Source organism: Bdellovibrio sp. HCB288, assembly GCF_047305935.1.
Classification (GTDB): Bacteria; Bdellovibrionota; Bdellovibrionia; order Bdellovibrionales; family Bdellovibrionaceae; genus Bdellovibrio.
Genome location: NZ_CP178619.1, coordinates 1,717,483 through 1,735,572, shown reverse-complemented (window position 1 = coordinate 1,735,572; position 18,090 = coordinate 1,717,483). Strand labels below are relative to the sequence as shown.

Below are 18,090 nucleotides of genomic sequence, written 5' to 3'. Positions count from 1 at the left end.
GGCGAGGCAGATTTTTCAGGGAGTTTAGCCTGCTCTGATTTTGCGAGCTTTATCCAGATCGTAGCTTGATTGCATATTCATCCAAAGTTTTGCGCTGGTTTCCAACTCCTCGGCCAAATCCAAGGCTGTCTCAGCTGTGATGCCTCGTTTACCTTTGATCAGTTCATTTAGTTTAGCCTTCGTCCAACCCAATTTTTCCGCAAAGACTGCTTGGGAAATCCCCATAGGAATAAGGAACTCCTCCAACAAGATTTCGCCGGGATGAAATGGATTTTTGAACTCACTTGTATTTTTCATCTCATTCCTCATTTGTGATAGTCCACAATGCTCACGTCCGTCGCCGTATCCTGCTGCCATTTGAATATTATCCGCCACTGATCGTTGATTCGTATGCTGTAAAAGCCTTTAAGGTCTCCCTTAAGCGCTTCCAGTTTATTACCTGGTGGAATCTTCAAATCATTTAGGTCTGCGGCTTCATCTAAATAAAACAGTTTCATACGCGCACGACGCAAAACTTCTGATGGAAGCTTTCTGGATTCCTTGGTGGGAAGATCCTCGAAAAGATCTTTTGCGAGCCTGTTGCCAAAACTTCCGATCATATTATCATATTATCATAACTCGATAATTTCGTCAACATTGCGAGTTAGCCTTTCAGATTGAGTGTTTTCGCTAACTTAGGTGCAATTTTCGGGAATATTCAATTTTCACCCTGCTCGTCATCCGGCTGCGGTCGATCCTATAATCAGATGTCCCCCGAATGACCGGTGAAGACAAAGTGTCTTCAAAATGTATTCTGGATCAATTGACTCCTCGGTTGGGTGAGTTAGCCTCATCTTCAGGCGCCACTGATTTTTTGATTTTAAAACTTTAAACTTAAACAACGAGGTCCAACTTGAAATACTCAATCGCATTTCTGGCACTTATTATGTCCTGCTCATCCTTTGCCCAATCGCAAAACCAACCACCGAACCAAAATCCCGGCGCCCCCACTCCTCCCGTAATTTTTGAACGCACGAGAGTTAAGGTTAGTATCTATAAAAGAACCATTGAACGAGTGGGCGATACCTTTCAGGAACGAACAGAAGACATCTGCAAAAAAGAAATTACGATCGAAGTACCGGATGTGCGCCACAGCAATGGCCAAACCGCAATACCTGCAATTTCTTACGTTGGCTGCCCGGCAACTTTCGAAAACATAAACTTTGATTTGAATGTTTGGATTTACTCCATGGTAGAGCACAATCGAATTCAAAACCAAGACTACAAATCATACTACTCCAGTATGTCTGTGGGTAACAGACCTGAATCAAATACTTCAAACATTACTCTACCTGAAAGAGTGATGGCTGCGACCAAACAACTTGACCTAAAAAGCATGATTTTTAATTTAGCACCTAAGCAAGGCTATTATTGCGTGGAGCAAGGACAAGCTAAGGTAAGCCGCGCGTTGCCTCAAACGAAAGACAACTGCCAAATTTTCAATCCAGTAGCTTTTGGTGCTATTGTTGAATACGAGTCTCTGTAATGAGAAAAACACTTCTCGCTATAACACTTCTAATTGCGTGGACGTCTCTTTCAAGAGCCGTCTCGCGTGTTGGTGGTGGCAAAATAAGCAGCCTCTCATCTGGTTTTGAGATGATTGTTCCGCAAAACTTTACGAATCTCTTCCCAACTCGTACAGAAAGTGTTCGGGCCGAAGGTCCCCCTGTTTATGTTTACGGTCGAGGAGTGACCACACAGTTCGTGGACATCACAGAGTTTCAAGATGAGTTTTCTGACTTCATAAAATACTCGGCACTTGAAATCCGCGAGCGCCTTCAGCAGTCCAACTGGAGACTCGTTTCGGAATCTGATTGTGCAATCATCATGAAAAACAACGACCCCAAAATTGTCGCATATATTGGGACATGGGGCGCTGGAAAAGGATTTGTACTAAAAGGACTAAATCTTCCCGACGTCGACCAAGCCATGATCGGAATGTTGGGATCACTCAGAGTTACACCGGGAAGTTGTGCATGGAAGCAGTAGCTCTGAGCAAATCCCAAACTCAATATCCAGAAATAGCGCGGTACACTTGTTACCGCGCTTTCTTGCGTGATTTCTTTGAATATAGAAAATCTATGCGCTCGGGATTTTCGTACAGACAGTTTGCAAACCTGGTGGGACTTAAAAGTCCGAACTACCTACAGCTGGTGATTCAGGAAAAGCGTAACTTGACTGAAACCACAGGCCGCCGTCTGGCGGAAGCATTGAAGCTGAATGCGAAAGAAGTAAATTACTTCGAAGCTTTGATTCGTTTGCAGAATTCAGAGAACGAAGAAGCGCGAGTCAAAGCACAAAAGAATATCCATGCTTGCCTTAGAAAGCTATTGGCCCAGTTCGTTCAGGAAGACTCCAGCGAGATCCTGAACAAGTGGTATCACATGCTGATTCGCGAAATGGTTCTTTTGAATGATTTCGAACCCAGCGGCGAATACATTTCAAAAAGAATGAACGGAATCATCAACACAGATGAAGCAGAGCGATCGCTGAAGTTTCTATTGAACTCTGGCTACTTGAAAAACAGTGGCGGGGTATACGAACAAAGCGAACCCGTACTCGACACCGGAGTTGATATCTTCAACCACGACTTCATGCAGGCGTTCCACGCCCAAACATTGAAAGTCTGGTCACAGAATATCGAACAGCTAGGGTACAAGAATCAGGAGCTGGGCTTGCTCAACATCCCAATCCCAAAATCCAAACTGCCAGAGCTACAAGAAAGAATGCGCCAATTCCAGGACGAAATCATCGGCTGGTCCCAATCCCAAAAAGACTGTGACGAACTAGTCCAACTAGGCACCTATCTAATGCACTTCGAAAAACAAAAATAGAGCGCCGCCGCTCCAACAGGTGCGGCGCAATAAGAAGCAGGACCCGGCACCTTTTAGTAGTCGAGAGTGATGCCGGCGGAGATGATGTTGGAGGAGAAGTCTACGTCTTCGCTGAAGGAATAGAGATAGCGATACTCCAACGTAGCCCAAAGATTGGCGATCTCGTATTCTGTGCGAAGTGTATAGGCTGTGTCTTTGCTCATGGCGCCGATGTTGATCATCAAGCCACCGCCACCGTAGGCTGCTGGTGTTCCGACAAAGTTAGTCGAGTTACCGTCATCACGAAGTTCCGCGACTGGGATATAGGAACCACCGCCCACCACGTAGGGTGCCAGGATTTGGCGATCCATGTATTGGAAGCGATAAGAAAAGCCCAAGTTCAAAGGGACTGCCAGGAAAGTGTATTCTTCCATGGCCTCATCACCCGCAGCGGGATCTCCCGTTGTCGGATCTGATTCGGTGAAGCGCCCCTTCCCCGTTTGCATCATGAAACCAATTCCCGCCTGAATTTTGAAATTGCGGGAGGCTTTGAACGGCTGCCAGTCATAATCAAACATCAATAACGGAGCTTGAGGTCCCGTGTACATCGTTTCGAAAGATGTCACTCCGTCAGCCGCTGTGATCTTAGGGGCATCCATCATACCGAAGCGAAACGCACCGGTTGTGCTGTAACCTTTTTTCTCGCTCGTTTTATAAACGTAAGTGCCGTCTTTTTCGATGCGAACCAAACCTACCGCTGACTGTGGATGGCGGATGTACTCGATACCGCCGGAGCGTGATTTGCTGACAACTTCTTCGGCATAAACGGGAGCCGCCGCTTTCACCGGAGTTGATGGCTCTTCAAGCAGGATCTCCCCTTCAGGAATTTCGCTGGAAGGAGCTGCGATCATTGGTTCATCCTCCAAAAGCAGGTCTTCAGAGGAGCCGGCTTCGGGAACGTTTTGATTCAAATCCACAGTATTGTTTTGCCCGTTCGCCGCAGGTGCCGCTGATGGCGCATTGCCTGGGGCCGGAGGCGGAACTGGTTGACCGCCACTTTGCAGGATCTCGTCCTCGATGCTTAGAGCGTCGTCGGTTTCAGCCTTCAACGGATCTGCTGGAGAATCAAACTCACTTTCATCAACAAAGGGAGGCTCTTGCGGCGCCGATTCCTGAGCGTGTGCTGTGTGAAACATTGTGACTGCCAAAAGAGCCACTAATACGAACCATAGTGATTTCACAGTTCACCCCGAACGTTACGACCAAGGATCAAGCGACGATACAATCCCCACAATGTAAGCCCTGCGAAAGCAACAAAGCCCAATGCATACCAGAAGCCAATCGCGACACTCATACGGGCGAAATACAGCAACGGCCACAAAACTCCACGAACTGCGATTTTTGCAGTATCGCTTTGTGCGATCATATTGGCGTAGTGGGGACTGTACTTATAATAGGTTTTTACAAAATGACGTCCCCAGGAATACGGAAGCAGATACTTGTTTCTGAAATCACGGAAGCTTTGAACTTCAGGAGCCATGTCGCTGCCAAAGGCGGCCGTTGCAATAAAGCAGCTCTTATCATCAAGCAGTCCTGCAACCGGCAGAGCCGCCGCACAAAGAGTGCTGTCAGAAACAGAGCTTGGTGTGAAGTAATAAATATTCCCCGTCAGATCCCGATTCGCCATGACCAAACAATATCTTTCGCCATTGGTCAGTCCCGAAACATAGGCCTTTGGATCTGCTGGCGGTTTGATTGAAGTATTAATGGGAATTTCAAAGTAATTGGATTTATTTGTGATGCTACCACGAGTTGTCGCATCGGAATCGCCCGGATTTTGTTTCTCGTAAAAAATCACGATACTTTTAAAATCCACACCCGTCGTGCTGGCCGGATAGTCCTCTGATACACCCGGATTTTTGATATATACTTTTCCGTCCCCTGGGAACGCCGTGAAGTTACAGAATCCGGTATTTGCTGGAGCTTGAACGCCTTCAGGACAGTCCGTATAGTCCGATGGTGCACTGGGCGCGACAGAAGAAGTGAAGTGAAGAGTAAACGTGCCACCCGTTGTAGTGCCAGTGCTGGAAGTTGCTGTGATCGTTAAATCGTGATTAAGCTTGTCCGCCAAACAAGTCGAATCATTGATTGCTTTATTGCAGATCTCACTCCAGGGAACCAGGATCGTGAAAGAACCAGAACCCAAACTGATCGATGTTGGATTTACAGTCGTCGAGTCGATTTTCAACGAAATATCACTCGTCGACCCAATCGTCGTAGAACTGTTCAGAACGATCGTTAAATTCAGTTCTGGATAAACAGCGTTCTTATTACAAGGAACTAATCCCGTACCAGTACAAGTATCGCAAGTGCTGCCACTGGTAACTGTATCGCAAGTTCCAGCGAAGCCACCGTAAATCACAGGTTTAGTAGGTGTGGTCGTAATATCAACTGAAGTTGCGCCACCCACAGATCCATAGGTCAAAGTCGCCAAAGCCACTTTGGATATTAATAAGGATGTAGAAAATAAAGCTAAGTGCTTCAACAGGCGCATATCCTAATCGAACCACTGGACGAGCCATTAGTCAAAGTAACCAGCCTGCCCAGACCTTCGTCAGAACTTTATACACAAGGCTGGTCAAAAAGGTCCAGTTGCAAGGCGGAGGGGGTTCACAGAAGCGGAGGCGGACTTTAAGTCCGTTGTAGCGAAAGTGGGCCCCCGACAACGCAGTCAAATGGGCCTTTTTCACCGGCCGGGTTAGAAGAAGATTTGTTCGGCTATCTGAATACCGTTCAAAGCTGCACCCTTACGGATGTTATCAGACACGACCCACATCATCCAAAGCTTGGAATCTTCTGGATCACGGTGGATACGCCCCACGTAAACCGGGTCTTTACCGGAAACCTCGCGGGCCAGCGGGTAAACACTGCGCTTTGGATCATCCTGAACAACAATTCCAGGATGGGAAACCAACGCCTCGGTCACCGCTTCGCGGGTTGCATCTTTTTTCAAAGTCACCCAAACAGATTCACTATGGGCATTCAATGCCGGGATACGCACTGTGAAAGCGGATACTTTCAACTGAGGCAACCCCAAGATCTTGCGCGTCTCCTTCATGATTTTCACTTCCTCACTGCAGAAGCCCTGATCATTGAAAGAACCGATTTGCGGAATACAATTGAACAAAATCGTGTGCGGGAATGTTTTTGGCTCGTGTCTATCGTGAGCGTGTTTGGAGGTTTGCTCCATCAACTCATCGTAACCACCCTGTCCAGCTCCGCTAACTGCTTGATAAGTGCTAACGCGTACTTCGTCCAAACCGAATTTTTCTGCTAATGGTTTTAATGCCACCACCAATTGAATAGTTGAACAGTTGGGATTTGCGATAACTTGTGGTTTGGAGTCTTTGTTCACCAGGTGACCGTTCACTTCGGGAACTATCAAAACTGTATTTGGATCCATACGGAAGGCCGCGGAATTATCAACCGCGAACGCCCCCGCTTGGACAGCTTTGGGTGCCCACTCAGCAGAAATATCATCCCCGGAAGAAAAGAAAACCAGATCAAGACCATCGAAACAGCCGTCTTTTAAAACCTGACAAGCCCATTGCTGACCTTGCAATTCGATCTTTTTTCCAAGGGAATTCTCAGATGCGAAAGGGCGCAATTCCGCGATAGGGAATTCGCGCTCTTCCAGAAGAGTCATAAAAGTTTGGCCGACCATACCGGTCGCGCCGACGACACCGACTTTAAGTTTTCTTTTCATCTTTCTTGGTCTCTTCCTCATCTTCTTCATAGACCAAGTCGCTCTCATGAACCTGCCCAGGAGCATATACCGAAGGCTTGATCTTGCGGATGTTTTTGCCCAGCTTGAAAACACCGAAGACTGCACCAAGAGCTGCGTAGCTCATGAACAGAACAAACAGCATCACTTCTGGACGAAGTGCTACAACTACCAGAACGCCGACACCCAAAATCAAGTAACGGAATGGCAGACGCTCTTTCAAATCCAAGTCTTTAAAGCTGCGGAAACGGAAATTGGAAACCATCACCAGCGCCAACAAGATTGTCATCACCAGCAAACCGTAGTTCCCCATGGCCTCCAACTCCAGATCCTTAAATGCCAGAACTGAAGAAGCCACGATACCAGCCGCCATTGGAATTGGCAGACCTTGGAAATAGTTTTTCTCGACCACGTTCGCCTGAACGTTGAAACGCGCCAAGCGTAGTGCTCCGCAGGCCACGAACAAGAAGCAGGCAACCCAGCCCAAGCGACCGAATGGTTGCAACGCCCACAAGAACAACAATACACCCGGAGCCATACCGAAGCTGACCAGGTCACAAAGTGAATCGTATTCCGCACCGAACTTACTAGTTGAACGAGTCAAACGCGCCAAGCGGCCATCCAACTGGTCAAATACTGCAGCTACGACGATTGCGTATGCGGCCCATAGATAGTTCCCGTTGATGGATTGAATAACAGCGAAGAAACCTGAGAACAGGTTTCCGGTCGTCATCAAGTTAGGAAGAATATAAATATACATGTGCAGGCGTTGTGCGCGTGCCTCTTCTGTATCTAGATTGGGATGATGTGCTGTGTGTTCATTTGCCATGTATCGGTTTTATCCGACATTGGCGAAAAATCCAAAGAAATAAAAGAGGATGGAAAGACCCACGGCACTCATCAATGGCAGCGTCAGGTTGTCATCGAGCTTTCCAACGGGGATCAGCTCTGCAAATGCGCCAACAAGGCCCGCAAGCAAACTGATCACAATCACGCGATCCGTTAGATAGTTGTGATATAACAAGAATACCAACGTAAGACCCATGCAGACGAAGAATGCTGCCATAAAGCCTTGAATGGACTTGTGCCCAAAGATTTTGTCCTTACCGTACAAGATGCCAAAATAGCTGGCGATTGGATCTGCAAAAGCCAAGAACAACAACGTCAAAGCAACGATGGGACGCGGAAAAATAACGTAAACAATCAGAACACCAGTAAGTAAAAAAGTCGTACCTGCGAGTTTTTTTACTTCGCTTTGGCGCATAATGGGCTTGAAAGCATGAACTGCAATATCGTTCAGCGCGGGATAACGATGGCGCAAGAAATCAAAAGGAACGAACAAGATCCAAGCAACAACCAGAAGTGTCAAAGAAACCTTTTCTGGCAAATAAACGAAGGCCAAAAACATGGCGAAAACGGCAGACATATGCCAAATTTTTCGAGCATAGTGAATGTCCGAGCGCTTTTTTAAGTCCACCAAGTTCAAGAATCCTTCTGTAATCATTCGTGCTCAACTTAAAGGCTCAAATGAGCAAGATCAATTTAAATGATACTACTCTAGCCGCATGCATCAACCCAATGAATTAGCTCATGTAATGCAAATCAGCCAGTTCAAATATTGTGTAAAATTTCAGAGATTATGTTGTTTGAGTCGTAGCGCGAGTTGATTTGAGTAACAACCCAATTCCGCCGCATACAATCCACAAAACTCCGCAGGCCAAAATAACGGCCCGAACAGAAGTCATTTTAATCAGCCAAGGTGAAGCCAAAGTGCACAACAATGTTCCAAAGGATTCCAAAGCCATGCGTAAACGAAACACTTTAGTTAAATCAGCGACCTGAAACTTTCTTTGCATGAGATCAATAAAAGCCAAGTCGTTCATCGGCCCCAAAAAACCAGTGTAGATTGAAGCCACTGCAATCCACGTTACGGTGGGAGCCAAGCCTATCCATACAACTCCGACTCCCCACAACACATAACCCAAATACATCAACCACAACAAACGATGTCCCGCCCGTTTTAGATTGCCGAAATACACAGCCCCCAACAAATTTCCCACGCCATAAGTTGCCATGACCAAACCAAACATTCGGGCATCGCCACCGGTGATTTCATGGATCAACAATGCAAACCCGACAATCACCGCTAAATTCCAGGCTCCTGCGGTAAGAGCGCGCGAAACAAAAACATATCTCATGCCGATATGTCCTTCGATCAGCTTAAATCCCGCCATGATTGCATCACCAAAACCAATTCGGCCTTTCGGTGCCACGATATTTTCCGGCAGGTATTTCTTCAAAGACCAAATGGAAACTGCCGAGATCAAAAATGTAAAAGCATCGATCGTAAAAAAATGAATCATCGGAACGATTGCCGCAAGCAAACCTACAACAGCAGGACCCACCATGCGTGCTCCGCGAATTGTCGTCGCCATCAAGCCATTCGTGGATTGCATTGTTTCAAAATCTTTTGCCAGAATCGGAATCATCGCTTGGGTCGCAGGATCAAAAAAAGCGCTTAATGAAGACAATATCAAAGCCATCACAATCAACAGCGACAGAGGCACCGGAATAAAAAAAGAAACGAAAACAGGAATGAGCACGATCACCATGCGCACCAGATCGACCCGGATCATTGTTTGATGGGGATTCCAACGATCCGCCCACTTACCGCCAATAAAACTTAGCAACATCAGCGAAGCCGTCTGCCCCGCCGCCAGGTAACCGGTGTTTGCTCCCATCAAACTGACAGCAAACCAGGTCAAACCGACCCGGTATATCTCATCACCAATGGACGAAAACGCCTGCCCCAGCCAAAGTCGTTGCAGTTGCGGTTGTCGAAGGGCCTTGATCATAAATTCTTTCTTACTGAGCTATTCTTATTGGGCGATGTAGTACACGCCGTCTTCAGGTGCGGGGCACGCATCCTTAAACAGGCGAGAGTGCGCAGGCACAAGATAGACTCGCCTCCACAGGTAACCATCCTGGGAAATAACTTTTCCTGGCCTTGGATCGATAAACACAATATCTCCAGGATTCAACTGCCCACAAGCTTTTGCTTTGGTGGATGGTTGAAAGCGAATATTGCGCTTATCTTTTGAAGTGAATTTGGCATAACTGGAATCAACATCCTTGGGCAAAGCACCAATCCACTTGGAGACCAAGGCATTCAAACGCTCCCCTTCCGGTGTACCAAAAAACTGGGGTTTATCCAGGGGTGGCATCGGCGTGTAACCTTCCAGTCGCGCAATCGAACCGTACAACTTACTGCGTTCAAGATCCTGTGGAACAATCCATCCATTTTTAACCAGGAAATCCAGATTACTGAATCGATCCTTGGCCACATCATCAGCTTGCAGATTACCATGACAACCCAGGCAGTTGTTTTGGATTAGCTGAGTTTGAACGGCATGATAGCCCTTATCCAGTTCCGGATTGTTTTTAATTGCTGACCTCCATGCAAGCATTTGCACCTGAGGGTCAAACACCACTGTGGAGCGATCACAAGGCTCGCGATAGTTTGCTGAATTTGTTCTGGCCAATCTGACAATGGTGCGATTTTCGCGGTCTTCCACGATCCAAAGTGATCCATCGCTGGCTTCAGTAAATGCCACCGGAGCACCCTTGGGACGAACACCCTTCACTTCATTCCATTTGGAAATCACTTCCACATAGGAAGAATGTCGTTCCATACCACCGCGCGGTTGAAATGGCTTGGCGATAGGACATGCTCCCGGTTGATTGAACTGATAGGACGCTTTGACCGGTGATTCCAATACCGGCAAACCTTTTTCATCCACCGTATAGGCAACAATTCTTTGTCCCATCGGTTGGTAACCATGCCAGGTGACCAGCAGTTTTCCGCCAATCAAATCACTGAACATGCCACCGCGATAGTAGTCCATATGCAGAGGAGCCACATGCGGAGGCATCAGAATGTACGGCGCACGATACTCACCCATTCCCCTCGCGTCTTTGAGTGCACAGTTGATGGGCTTGCGAAACTGTTTGTGAATCGGAAGCTTGCTGTTTTCCGGGAACTCCCACTCTGGAGAGGTTGCGTGAAAGTTATAGCAATACGGCCATCCGTAATTCCCAGTCGTGCCGCTTTCCAAATCTATGACATTGATCTCTTCATAGGGTTCTTCCAACTCCGGGAAGTCCCGGCCGTTTTCACCCTGCACCAGGAAGCCTGCATTTGAAATCGCCATTGCCATGGAGTTGCGAAGACCCGCAGCTGTCACTTCATAGTTTTCAATACCTTCTGGCGGCAGATTTCTTAGTTTGGTTGAAGGAATTCGATAGATAGCACCATTGCCTTCAGCTTCAACTTCGCTGCAATACTTGTATTCGCCGGTACCTTCAACTGTGCAGTGATCACTTGGTGAGCCTGAGTTGATATACATGTCTCCGTTTCGCGGATCAAAAACGAATTGCGACAGTGGGTGCATGTAACCGGTTTTTCGATCCAGATTGGAAAACACCAGTCTCCAGTTTATAAGTTTTCCCTGATTAAACTGAAATTTTGAAATTTGATTTTTCTCGCCGATATAAAAGAATCCATCCGGCCCCAAGCGCAATCCATGAGGATTGTCCAAACCCGCTTTCAGCAACGTGATCTGATAAGTGCCACTGGAACCAGGTTTCAACAAGAAGAGACGACCATTCTTTGGCCCCCAGCCTCCCATATCAACAACCAGAAATTGATTTGAATTGGCAATTTGCAGAATAGTGCGCGGCTTGATGAAACCTTTGTTGGTTGCCGGATCCAATGCACGGTCTCGTGGTATCACCATCCCCAGACATGTCCCGGGCATGGTCTCCACCATTAAGCGCGGAAAACCATCGCAAGATCTGTCTGTTGGATCATAAAGGTAACCACTTTTATCCAAAACCATGCGAGAAGAGGCCGCGGAGCGCTTGATGGATTCTGCTTCCCTGTTTACGGAAGTACATTGAACAAGCAAAACGGCGAAGGCGAGCAAAAACACGCGCATAAAAGATCCTCTATTGGTGGTTCTTTTATTTTGCGAAGAATATCTTAAAAAGGAAATGACGAATTAAATCTTGGTCGAGCTGATGCGAACGATTTCTTCGACCTTGCGACCGGCTTTTTCATAGCGGATGGCAATTTCGTTCTGACCAGGTTGCAACTGGATCAAATCTGTTTGGTAACGATCAGAACCACGATCAAATACAGATGCTGTATAACCGTTGCTCTTGTTAACGATTTGAATCTGTCCAACGCTTACACCGGTCGTGCAGTTTTTGCCTTTGAATTGAATATAACCAGCGTTCACTTCAAGTTGACCTGTCTTACCTTTGCAATTCAAATCCACGTCAGCGGACTCATGCAGGGAAGAACCGATTTTTTGTGGAGCCACAGTCGTCGTGGGAATTGAAGCCGGACGACGATTGCTATCTTTGGCAAGCACTGTCGTAGCAGTCTGCTGCTCCGCTTGAACAGGAGCATCCTCTTCCGTCAAGCTTGCAAATGTACGAGCACCCAGGAGCAAAACCAGGACGAATGTAATTGCAATAAATTGAACTTCAGAGGCAGCACGTTTAAACATGCTTCCTTGATCGGAGTTCCGTAGCAGGACTTTAGCCGTATCAAATTGAGAAACAGTGTAAACTCCCCCTCGTAGGTCGGGAAAAATCTGTTGAATTACAATTGGTGGGCAATGGAAGTTTTAAGAGCGAAACTGAGGCGGAAAAAATTTTGAATTTTTCGGCGTAAGTCCCGCTAAGAACCGCAACCAGAGCTGAAAAGAAAAGACCCTCCGTTGCGGAGGGTCTTCAAATTGAGACTATTTTTTATCAATACTGATTGCGAACTTTTTAACCCCGGCACCTTTGACGATGTCCAGGAGTCCGACCACTTTACCGTGAGGCACATCTTTATCCGCAGAAATAATGGCCTGAACTTCTGTATTCTTAGTCACTTCTTCGATCGCCTTGGCTTTAACCGTGGCTTCGTCGACAAAAGCTCCGTTCAGATTAATTCGACCATCTGCTGTCAGGGAAATATTCAGTTTACTTGGTGCTGTTTGATCCCCGCTGGCTGCCTTTGGAAGATTCACGTTAATTGACGGCTTGATGAACATGGGCGCTGTCACCATGAAGATGATCAGAACCACCAGGATAATATCCACCAATGGGACAACGTTAATGTCCGCTATGGCTTCGTTGTTTTCCCCATTTTTCATTGCCATGGTTTAGATACCTTTTTTCTTAGCATAAGCAAGAGTCAGCTCTTTCACACTCTCAAGAGAGTTGAAGATGCCACGCACTTGTTTGCTGTAGTAGTTGTAAGCAATAACTGCTGGAATCGCCACGAAAAGACCTGCGGCAGTAGCGACCAAGGCCATGGAGATACCTGCCATCACCGTTTGCTGACCCGCTTCTGGTGCTGTTGCCAGGTCGTTGAACGCTTTCATGATACCCAGAACTGTACCGAACAATCCAATGTACGGAGCGTTCGAACCCAAAGTAGCCAGGAAGTTCAGATATCTTTCCAAATCCGGACGCTCTGTTAGTGCGAATGTGTTAAAGATCTCTTCCAAACCTTTGCTGCCAGTTGCGCGCAAATGCTTCATAGCCTGTCCTGCGGCACGACCTTCCAAAGAGTCCGGATCTTTCGCCAGGTCTTCAATGTCTTCAACGCTATTGCTTTGAATCGCCAATTTAATTTTAGCGCGAACACGTTGTGACTCTGAGTTCACTTTTCTTAACGCAAAGAATCTTTCCAAAATCATTCCGATACTTAGAATGCTCAGAACCAACAATAACCACAACACAACCTGATCGGCTAAATGTGCAACTCCAAAAATTTTCTCTGCAAGCATCGAGATGTCCTTTCAAAACTTTGACTAGCAAAAATTATTGATCCATTATCTCTAGATCAATGTCATACGGTCAAGATATGCAGAGAATCATTTTAGCTTTCACACTGTGCGCATTGAGCTTGGTCCAGATTGGTTGCCAATCAAGTGACAAGAGTTCAATCCTCGTTATCGCTGCAGATAATTTTGCTGTGTCTGATGTCAATTGCTCCAGCGATGGACACTCAGGCACTAAGTCTGGCTTTCAATTGCTTTGCAACGAGTCGGTCCGTTTTACCCACGCATTTACCACCTCCACCCTTAGCTCACCGGCGCTCGGCTCCATCCTGACAGGACTGTACCCCTATCAGCACAAGGTGCGACACAATGGGGGTCCTGGCTTGGCCGCCGAAATTGAATTGGCATCCGAAGCTGCTGTTTATCAAAATTACCGCACCAGTTTCTTTACCGGAGGAGCTCCGGTATTTCGACGCTCCGGACTAAATCAGGGCTTCGAACTTTTTGATGACAGCATCAACCCGGGATTTTCAAACCTGTACCGCCCCTTTAAAAAGAGCGCCGAAAACTTTATGCAGTGGCTCCGTCACGACGTGGGCAATGAGCCGTACTTCAGCGTCCTTTATGCTCCCGACTTGCAATTTACCAATACTGTCACAACCACGGAGCTTGGCGAAACCAGAAATCTGAGCTTCGAGTCCCAGGTGGATGAATTTGATGAAAGCCTTTACGAACTGATCACGCAGATCAAGTCCGCTCGCCGCTGGGAAAACACGACGGTGATTCTGGTTGGCTTGAGTGGACACAACAACGGCGACCGCCGGGATCGTCGTGACTTCCCTACCTTGAATCTGAACTCTGAAAACACTCAAGTTGCCCTTTTGATCAAGCCTGCGCAAAAAAAGAAAAAGGGCGACGAACCCATCTATTGGAAAGCCGATCAAAACGTCACCTTGGCGGATGTCGGCAAGACGCTGTTTGAACTCCTTGGCGAGAGTGTGGTTGAAAATGACGGCGGTGACTTCCCGGTTCATTCTTTAACGGGTGTACTAAAAAGCCCCGAAGCCAATTGGTCAGAGGATCGTCCCTTTCCGATAGAGTCCGCATGGGCACTGTGGCGCAATGCCGGTCCTTTACGGGTCGCAGTCATTTCACAACACGTTCTTTACATCAACGATGAAGTGCCGAAGCTTTACAATACCCTGGTGGACCGCATGGAGGCGACGCCTCTGCCACTGTTACAGCAAAGTCTTTTGCCCACGACAAATCGCCTGCAAAGCCTGATCAAAAAAAACCAATTCCCCGCCTACACACCTTTGAACTCGGAGTGGCTGGCCAAGTTATCCATTCCCTACAACCGCTGGACTCGCCCGGATCAGGAGCCGCTCCTGTTGCGTGACTTAAAGCGACTTGGCAACAACCACGCTTATAAAAATCTGAATATTTTAAATTGGACTGCGCAAGTCTCTCTCAATCAAAGAGACTGGGAAACCCTGAAGAACCTGGGAATAAAAAATGGCGTGAGCGTCTGGCAGTACGTCGGCGAAAAGAATCTTAATGCCAAAAACCCGAAAACGTCAGATCCCTGCATCGAACTGCTCACTTCCAAAGAAGTGGATGCGACTCGCATGAAAAACTGCAATGATCCTTTGTTCCTGGATTTGGTCGACTGGCTGCGTGCCGATGTGCGTGGACTGGCCAAGGATTCCCAGCGCAAAAAATTCGAGCGTTCATTTAAGAACTATATGCTCGATCAGGAAATTCAGCGCAACAACATCGCTCTGGGATTAATCTGGGATACGTCACGGGAAAATCTCTACGCACCATCTCGTGCCGAGCTGGCATTACACCTTCCTGAAAATGCGAAAATTCGCACTCAGGTTTACAAATCAATGACGACAATTGACAAGGAAGACAACTAAACGGCGATCATGCCCATCCAAAACGGCAACTCGGGCTCTTCCTGAACCATGGCGTGGGTCAGAAGATTCAAATCGGTTTCGTAAGAGTTCAATCCCCACAACGCCGTAGCGACGGAAGTACCTGCAAATAAAACCAATTTATCACCTTCGGCAACATGGGTATGACCCGTTTGTATATTGCACGTCGGATCCAGCCCCAAAAGCTGGGCCGGCAATGGCGGCAAGGCTTCACGATCGCGCAACTCAGACGCAAGATCCGTGGCGATGCTTAACGGCTGCAGGCGCTGATTCGATCTTTGCACAAAAATACTGGGTGCCCCCACTTGTGCCCAGGCAACCTGGGAGCCGCGTTTGAACAACGCCAAAACCTCGACGCCTGATGCGTACTCTTTGCGGTTCTCGCCGCGATAAAGAGCATCGTTGGCAATCATCAAGGCTGTACGAACGTAATTAGCCTCATCACTGATGCAAGTCAGAAATTCAAATGGAGAAGTCACTTCAACGTCGGCTTTTGCGGCACTGACATACTTAACCACTTCGTTCAGCGCTCTTTCGCCATGCTCAGGTTGTCCCCAGGATGTGACCACCACAATGAGTGACCCATCCTCTTCAACGTGAATCAGGGGTTTGGGACGCAGGATTTTTCCACTATAGGACCGCTCTTGAAGTTTCATTTACAGCGCTCCATATTTTTTCAATTTAATATGAGCCTTACGGTAGTATTCACCATCAGGAATATCCAGCTCCAAAATCTTCTTCCATTTATCCTTAGCACCAGCTTTGGATTCACCGCCATCGACGTTACCGAAGCTTTCCTCCAAAATACCCTCTTGATACAGGGTCATCATTTGTTTGCGCAATTCGGTCACGCGACGATCAATTTTCTCTGGCAACTCTGGATTTTCCGGATCAATCCCCTTGGCTTTTCTAAGAGCCAGAATGGCCCCCTTCAGATTGCCTGCCTGATAAAGTTTTTCAGCCTCTCCCTGCAGAGCCGCTGTTTTTGAATTCATCTGACTGCGAATCGAAGCAATGCTACGGGACGCTTGCGCTTTATAGCTGTTGGGATCCGGAAGTCTTGACGACAAAACTTTTTCATAAGCCTCGATGATATCCAATGGCTTTTGAGAGCTCTTGTGTATCGACTGGGCTTTATCATAAATAGCCTTCAAACGAGCAACCTGAGCTTGATACTCAGCTCTTTGCGCCTTTTGCGCTTCACGATTGGTGGTTATCACCTCAACCTGTGTTTTCAAATCCATGATCTTAGGATGATCCGGATTGAACTGCATCACACTGGACAGGCATTCATCCAATTCGTCCATCGTACTATTAGGATTGATTTTCTTCTGACAAACAGAGACCTGATTCTGAATTTTCGCCTCAGCTTCAGCTTTGGCTCTTTCCCGTTCTTCCTCGCGATCGCTCATCTGCTTGATGTAGATGGCCTCTTTGGCAAGACGTTGAATTTCCTTGGTGTCCTCGTAGTCCGGCACCATCTCGTGAATCTTTACGATTTCATCCTGCGCGAGTTGATATTTACCCTGCATATAAAGATTCTTGGCATCTTTATATCTTTGGCGAACCAGAGCCTGTTGCTCGGGCTTTAATTTATTAAACACTTCCTGCGGGGAACCCGGAGCCACCACTGATCCAGCGGTTTTAGGCCCATCGGTTTTCTTCTCGCCGCCGCTGAACAGATACGCCACCAATAACACGGCGACTGCACCACCAATAATTTTTGGACGATGCTTTTGAAAATCAAATTTGCCTTTTCCTTCGGGCGGCGGTGCCACAGGCCCTGGCATTTGGCCATACTGTGGCTGATACTGCATCGGAACTCCGCCCTGTTGCTGATAAGGCGCAATGCCGTAGCCCTGATCGTAACCAGCTGGAACCGCATTTTGGTTCATTTGCACCAGCGGATTCGGTGGTGCCACCTTCACCATATCCAAACGACTCTGGAAGTGAGCATCATGCAGCTCAAAGTACAGATAGTTATCCAACACCGTGATCGCATCACCGCTGCGAATCGCCGTCATGTCAGTGGAAGAAATCGGATTTCCGTTCAACAGAGTTCCGTTCACACTGCCCAGGTCGATGATTTGATACTGATTGCCATTTCTGCGAAGCTCAAATTGACGACGACTGACTCGTTGATCTTTGATTTGAATATTACAAGAGGCATCGCGACCTGCAATCCAGGAATCTCCCTCATCCAAACGGATAAGTTCTTTGGCGTCACCTGTGGCATCCACGATCTTAATGAATGCCGCTGTCGGAGCCGCACCCACAATGGTTTTTTCCGCACCCATGTCTCCTTGTACCGCAGGCAAGTAACTCGCCTCCGGAGCCGGCGCAGGATTCACATCTACAACTGCGGGTTGCGCATTGGCAGATGAACTTAGGAAATCAAATTCATAAGGTGGAATTGTAAAATTAAAACCGTGATCCAACGAAATCTGCTGAACCGGTTCACCATTGACCATCACTTCGCCATAACGGGAAATAACCTGCAAAGTCCATTGGCCATTTTCAGAGGAAATTTTGAAATGCTCTCTTGAAATGCCTTTTTCCGGCTGCAATACGATATCGCAGTCTTCCTTACGACCTGCCACATAGGAGCGGCCGTCTTCCAAAGGCATATTATAAACTGTCTTACCACGAAGGCGAACTATCAGATGTGCCAT

18 protein-coding genes are annotated in these 18,090 nt (G+C 47.3%); 4 read left to right on the top strand and 14 right to left on the bottom strand.

The window, feature by feature from the left end; genetic code table 11:
• Positions 1–24: 24 nt before the first annotated feature.
• Both ACLVWR_RS08455 and ACLVWR_RS08450 read right to left on the bottom strand, forming a co-directional pair.
• On the bottom strand, positions 25–297 hold the full coding sequence (locus ACLVWR_RS08455) for a HigA family addiction module antitoxin (RefSeq protein WP_413583372.1): 273 nt from the start codon (positions 295–297) through the stop codon (positions 25–27).
• A gap of 8 nt (positions 298–305) precedes the next feature.
• Positions 306–599, bottom strand: a complete 294-nt coding sequence (locus tag ACLVWR_RS08450) for a type II toxin-antitoxin system RelE/ParE family toxin (protein ID WP_413583371.1) — start codon at positions 597–599, stop codon at positions 306–308.
• Between the two features lie 293 nt (positions 600–892).
• On the opposite strand from ACLVWR_RS08450, the gene ACLVWR_RS08445 reads away from it, so the two are divergent.
• From ACLVWR_RS08445 to ACLVWR_RS08435, 3 genes are read left to right on the top strand one after another with little or no spacing between them, the layout of a single operon-like run.
• Positions 893–1,525 carry a hypothetical protein gene (locus ACLVWR_RS08445; RefSeq protein WP_413583370.1) on the top strand — a complete coding sequence of 211 codons (633 nt, stop codon included), beginning with the start codon at positions 893–895 and terminating at the stop codon, positions 1,523–1,525.
• Complete coding sequence (locus tag ACLVWR_RS08440) at positions 1,525–2,028, top strand: hypothetical protein (protein WP_413583369.1); 504 nt, start codon at positions 1,525–1,527, stop codon at positions 2,026–2,028. The genes ACLVWR_RS08445 and ACLVWR_RS08440 overlap by 1 nt, the downstream gene beginning before the upstream one ends.
• Positions 2,016–2,873: a TIGR02147 family protein gene (locus ACLVWR_RS08435; RefSeq protein ID WP_413583368.1), complete on the top strand. Its 858-nt coding sequence runs from the start codon at positions 2,016–2,018 to the stop codon at positions 2,871–2,873. Before ACLVWR_RS08440 ends, ACLVWR_RS08435 begins: the two co-directional genes overlap by 13 nt.
• A 53-nt stretch (positions 2,874–2,926) precedes the next feature.
• Here ACLVWR_RS08435 and ACLVWR_RS08430 read toward each other — a convergent pair whose 3' ends face one another.
• The 10 genes from ACLVWR_RS08430 to ACLVWR_RS08385 all read right to left on the bottom strand — a co-directional run bounded on the left by ACLVWR_RS08430 (position 2,927) and on the right by ACLVWR_RS08385 (position 13,484).
• Positions 2,927–4,093, bottom strand: coding sequence for a hypothetical protein (locus ACLVWR_RS08430; RefSeq protein WP_413583367.1), 1,167 nt, complete (start codon positions 4,091–4,093; stop codon positions 2,927–2,929).
• Entirely contained in the window at positions 4,090–5,397 is a 1,308-nt protein-coding gene (locus ACLVWR_RS08425; protein ID WP_413583366.1) for a CFI-box-CTERM domain-containing protein, read from the bottom strand. Before ACLVWR_RS08425 ends, ACLVWR_RS08430 begins: the two co-directional genes overlap by 4 nt.
• A gap of 213 nt (positions 5,398–5,610) precedes the next feature.
• Positions 5,611–6,618 (bottom strand): aspartate-semialdehyde dehydrogenase, encoded by a 1,008-nt coding sequence (locus ACLVWR_RS08420; RefSeq protein ID WP_413583365.1) that lies wholly within the window; start codon positions 6,616–6,618, stop codon positions 5,611–5,613.
• Entirely contained in the window at positions 6,602–7,465 is an 864-nt protein-coding gene (gene pssA, locus ACLVWR_RS08415) for a CDP-diacylglycerol--serine O-phosphatidyltransferase (protein WP_340598575.1), read from the bottom strand. The genes ACLVWR_RS08420 and pssA overlap by 17 nt, the downstream gene beginning before the upstream one ends.
• A gap of 9 nt (positions 7,466–7,474) precedes the next feature.
• Positions 7,475–8,140 (bottom strand): diacylglycerol/polyprenol kinase family protein, encoded by a 666-nt coding sequence (locus tag ACLVWR_RS08410; RefSeq protein ID WP_413583364.1) that lies wholly within the window; start codon positions 8,138–8,140, stop codon positions 7,475–7,477.
• Between the two features lie 133 nt (positions 8,141–8,273).
• Positions 8,274–9,491, bottom strand: coding sequence for an MFS transporter (locus ACLVWR_RS08405; RefSeq protein WP_413583363.1), 1,218 nt, complete (start codon positions 9,489–9,491; stop codon positions 8,274–8,276).
• 24 nt (positions 9,492–9,515) lie between these two features.
• The gene (locus ACLVWR_RS08400; protein ID WP_413583362.1) at positions 9,516–11,633 is read right to left on the bottom strand and encodes a PQQ-dependent sugar dehydrogenase; all 2,118 of its coding nucleotides are present in this window, start codon (positions 11,631–11,633) and stop codon (positions 9,516–9,518) included.
• Between the two features lie 63 nt (positions 11,634–11,696).
• Positions 11,697–12,209 (bottom strand): hypothetical protein, encoded by a 513-nt coding sequence (locus ACLVWR_RS08395; RefSeq protein ID WP_413583361.1) that lies wholly within the window; start codon positions 12,207–12,209, stop codon positions 11,697–11,699.
• A gap of 237 nt (positions 12,210–12,446) precedes the next feature.
• A complete protein-coding gene (locus tag ACLVWR_RS08390; protein WP_413576837.1) occupies positions 12,447–12,851 on the bottom strand; it encodes an ExbD/TolR family protein in 405 nt (134 codons plus the stop codon).
• A gap of 3 nt (positions 12,852–12,854) precedes the next feature.
• Entirely contained in the window at positions 12,855–13,484 is a 630-nt protein-coding gene (locus tag ACLVWR_RS08385; protein WP_413583359.1) for a MotA/TolQ/ExbB proton channel family protein, read from the bottom strand.
• Between the two features lie 59 nt (positions 13,485–13,543).
• Here ACLVWR_RS08385 and ACLVWR_RS08380 point away from each other — a divergent pair, with 59 nt between their 5' ends.
• Positions 13,544–15,400 carry a sulfatase-like hydrolase/transferase gene (locus ACLVWR_RS08380; RefSeq protein ID WP_413583357.1) on the top strand — a complete coding sequence of 619 codons (1,857 nt, stop codon included), beginning with the start codon at positions 13,544–13,546 and terminating at the stop codon, positions 15,398–15,400.
• Here the strand turns inward: ACLVWR_RS08380 and ACLVWR_RS08375 are convergent.
• A complete protein-coding gene (locus ACLVWR_RS08375; RefSeq protein ID WP_340598567.1) occupies positions 15,397–16,074 on the bottom strand; it encodes a hypothetical protein in 678 nt (225 codons plus the stop codon). The genes ACLVWR_RS08380 and ACLVWR_RS08375 overlap by 4 nt on opposite strands.
• The gene (locus ACLVWR_RS08370) at positions 16,075–18,090 is read right to left on the bottom strand and encodes an FHA domain-containing protein (protein WP_413583356.1); all 2,016 of its coding nucleotides are present in this window, start codon (positions 18,088–18,090) and stop codon (positions 16,075–16,077) included. It abuts the gene before it with no gap.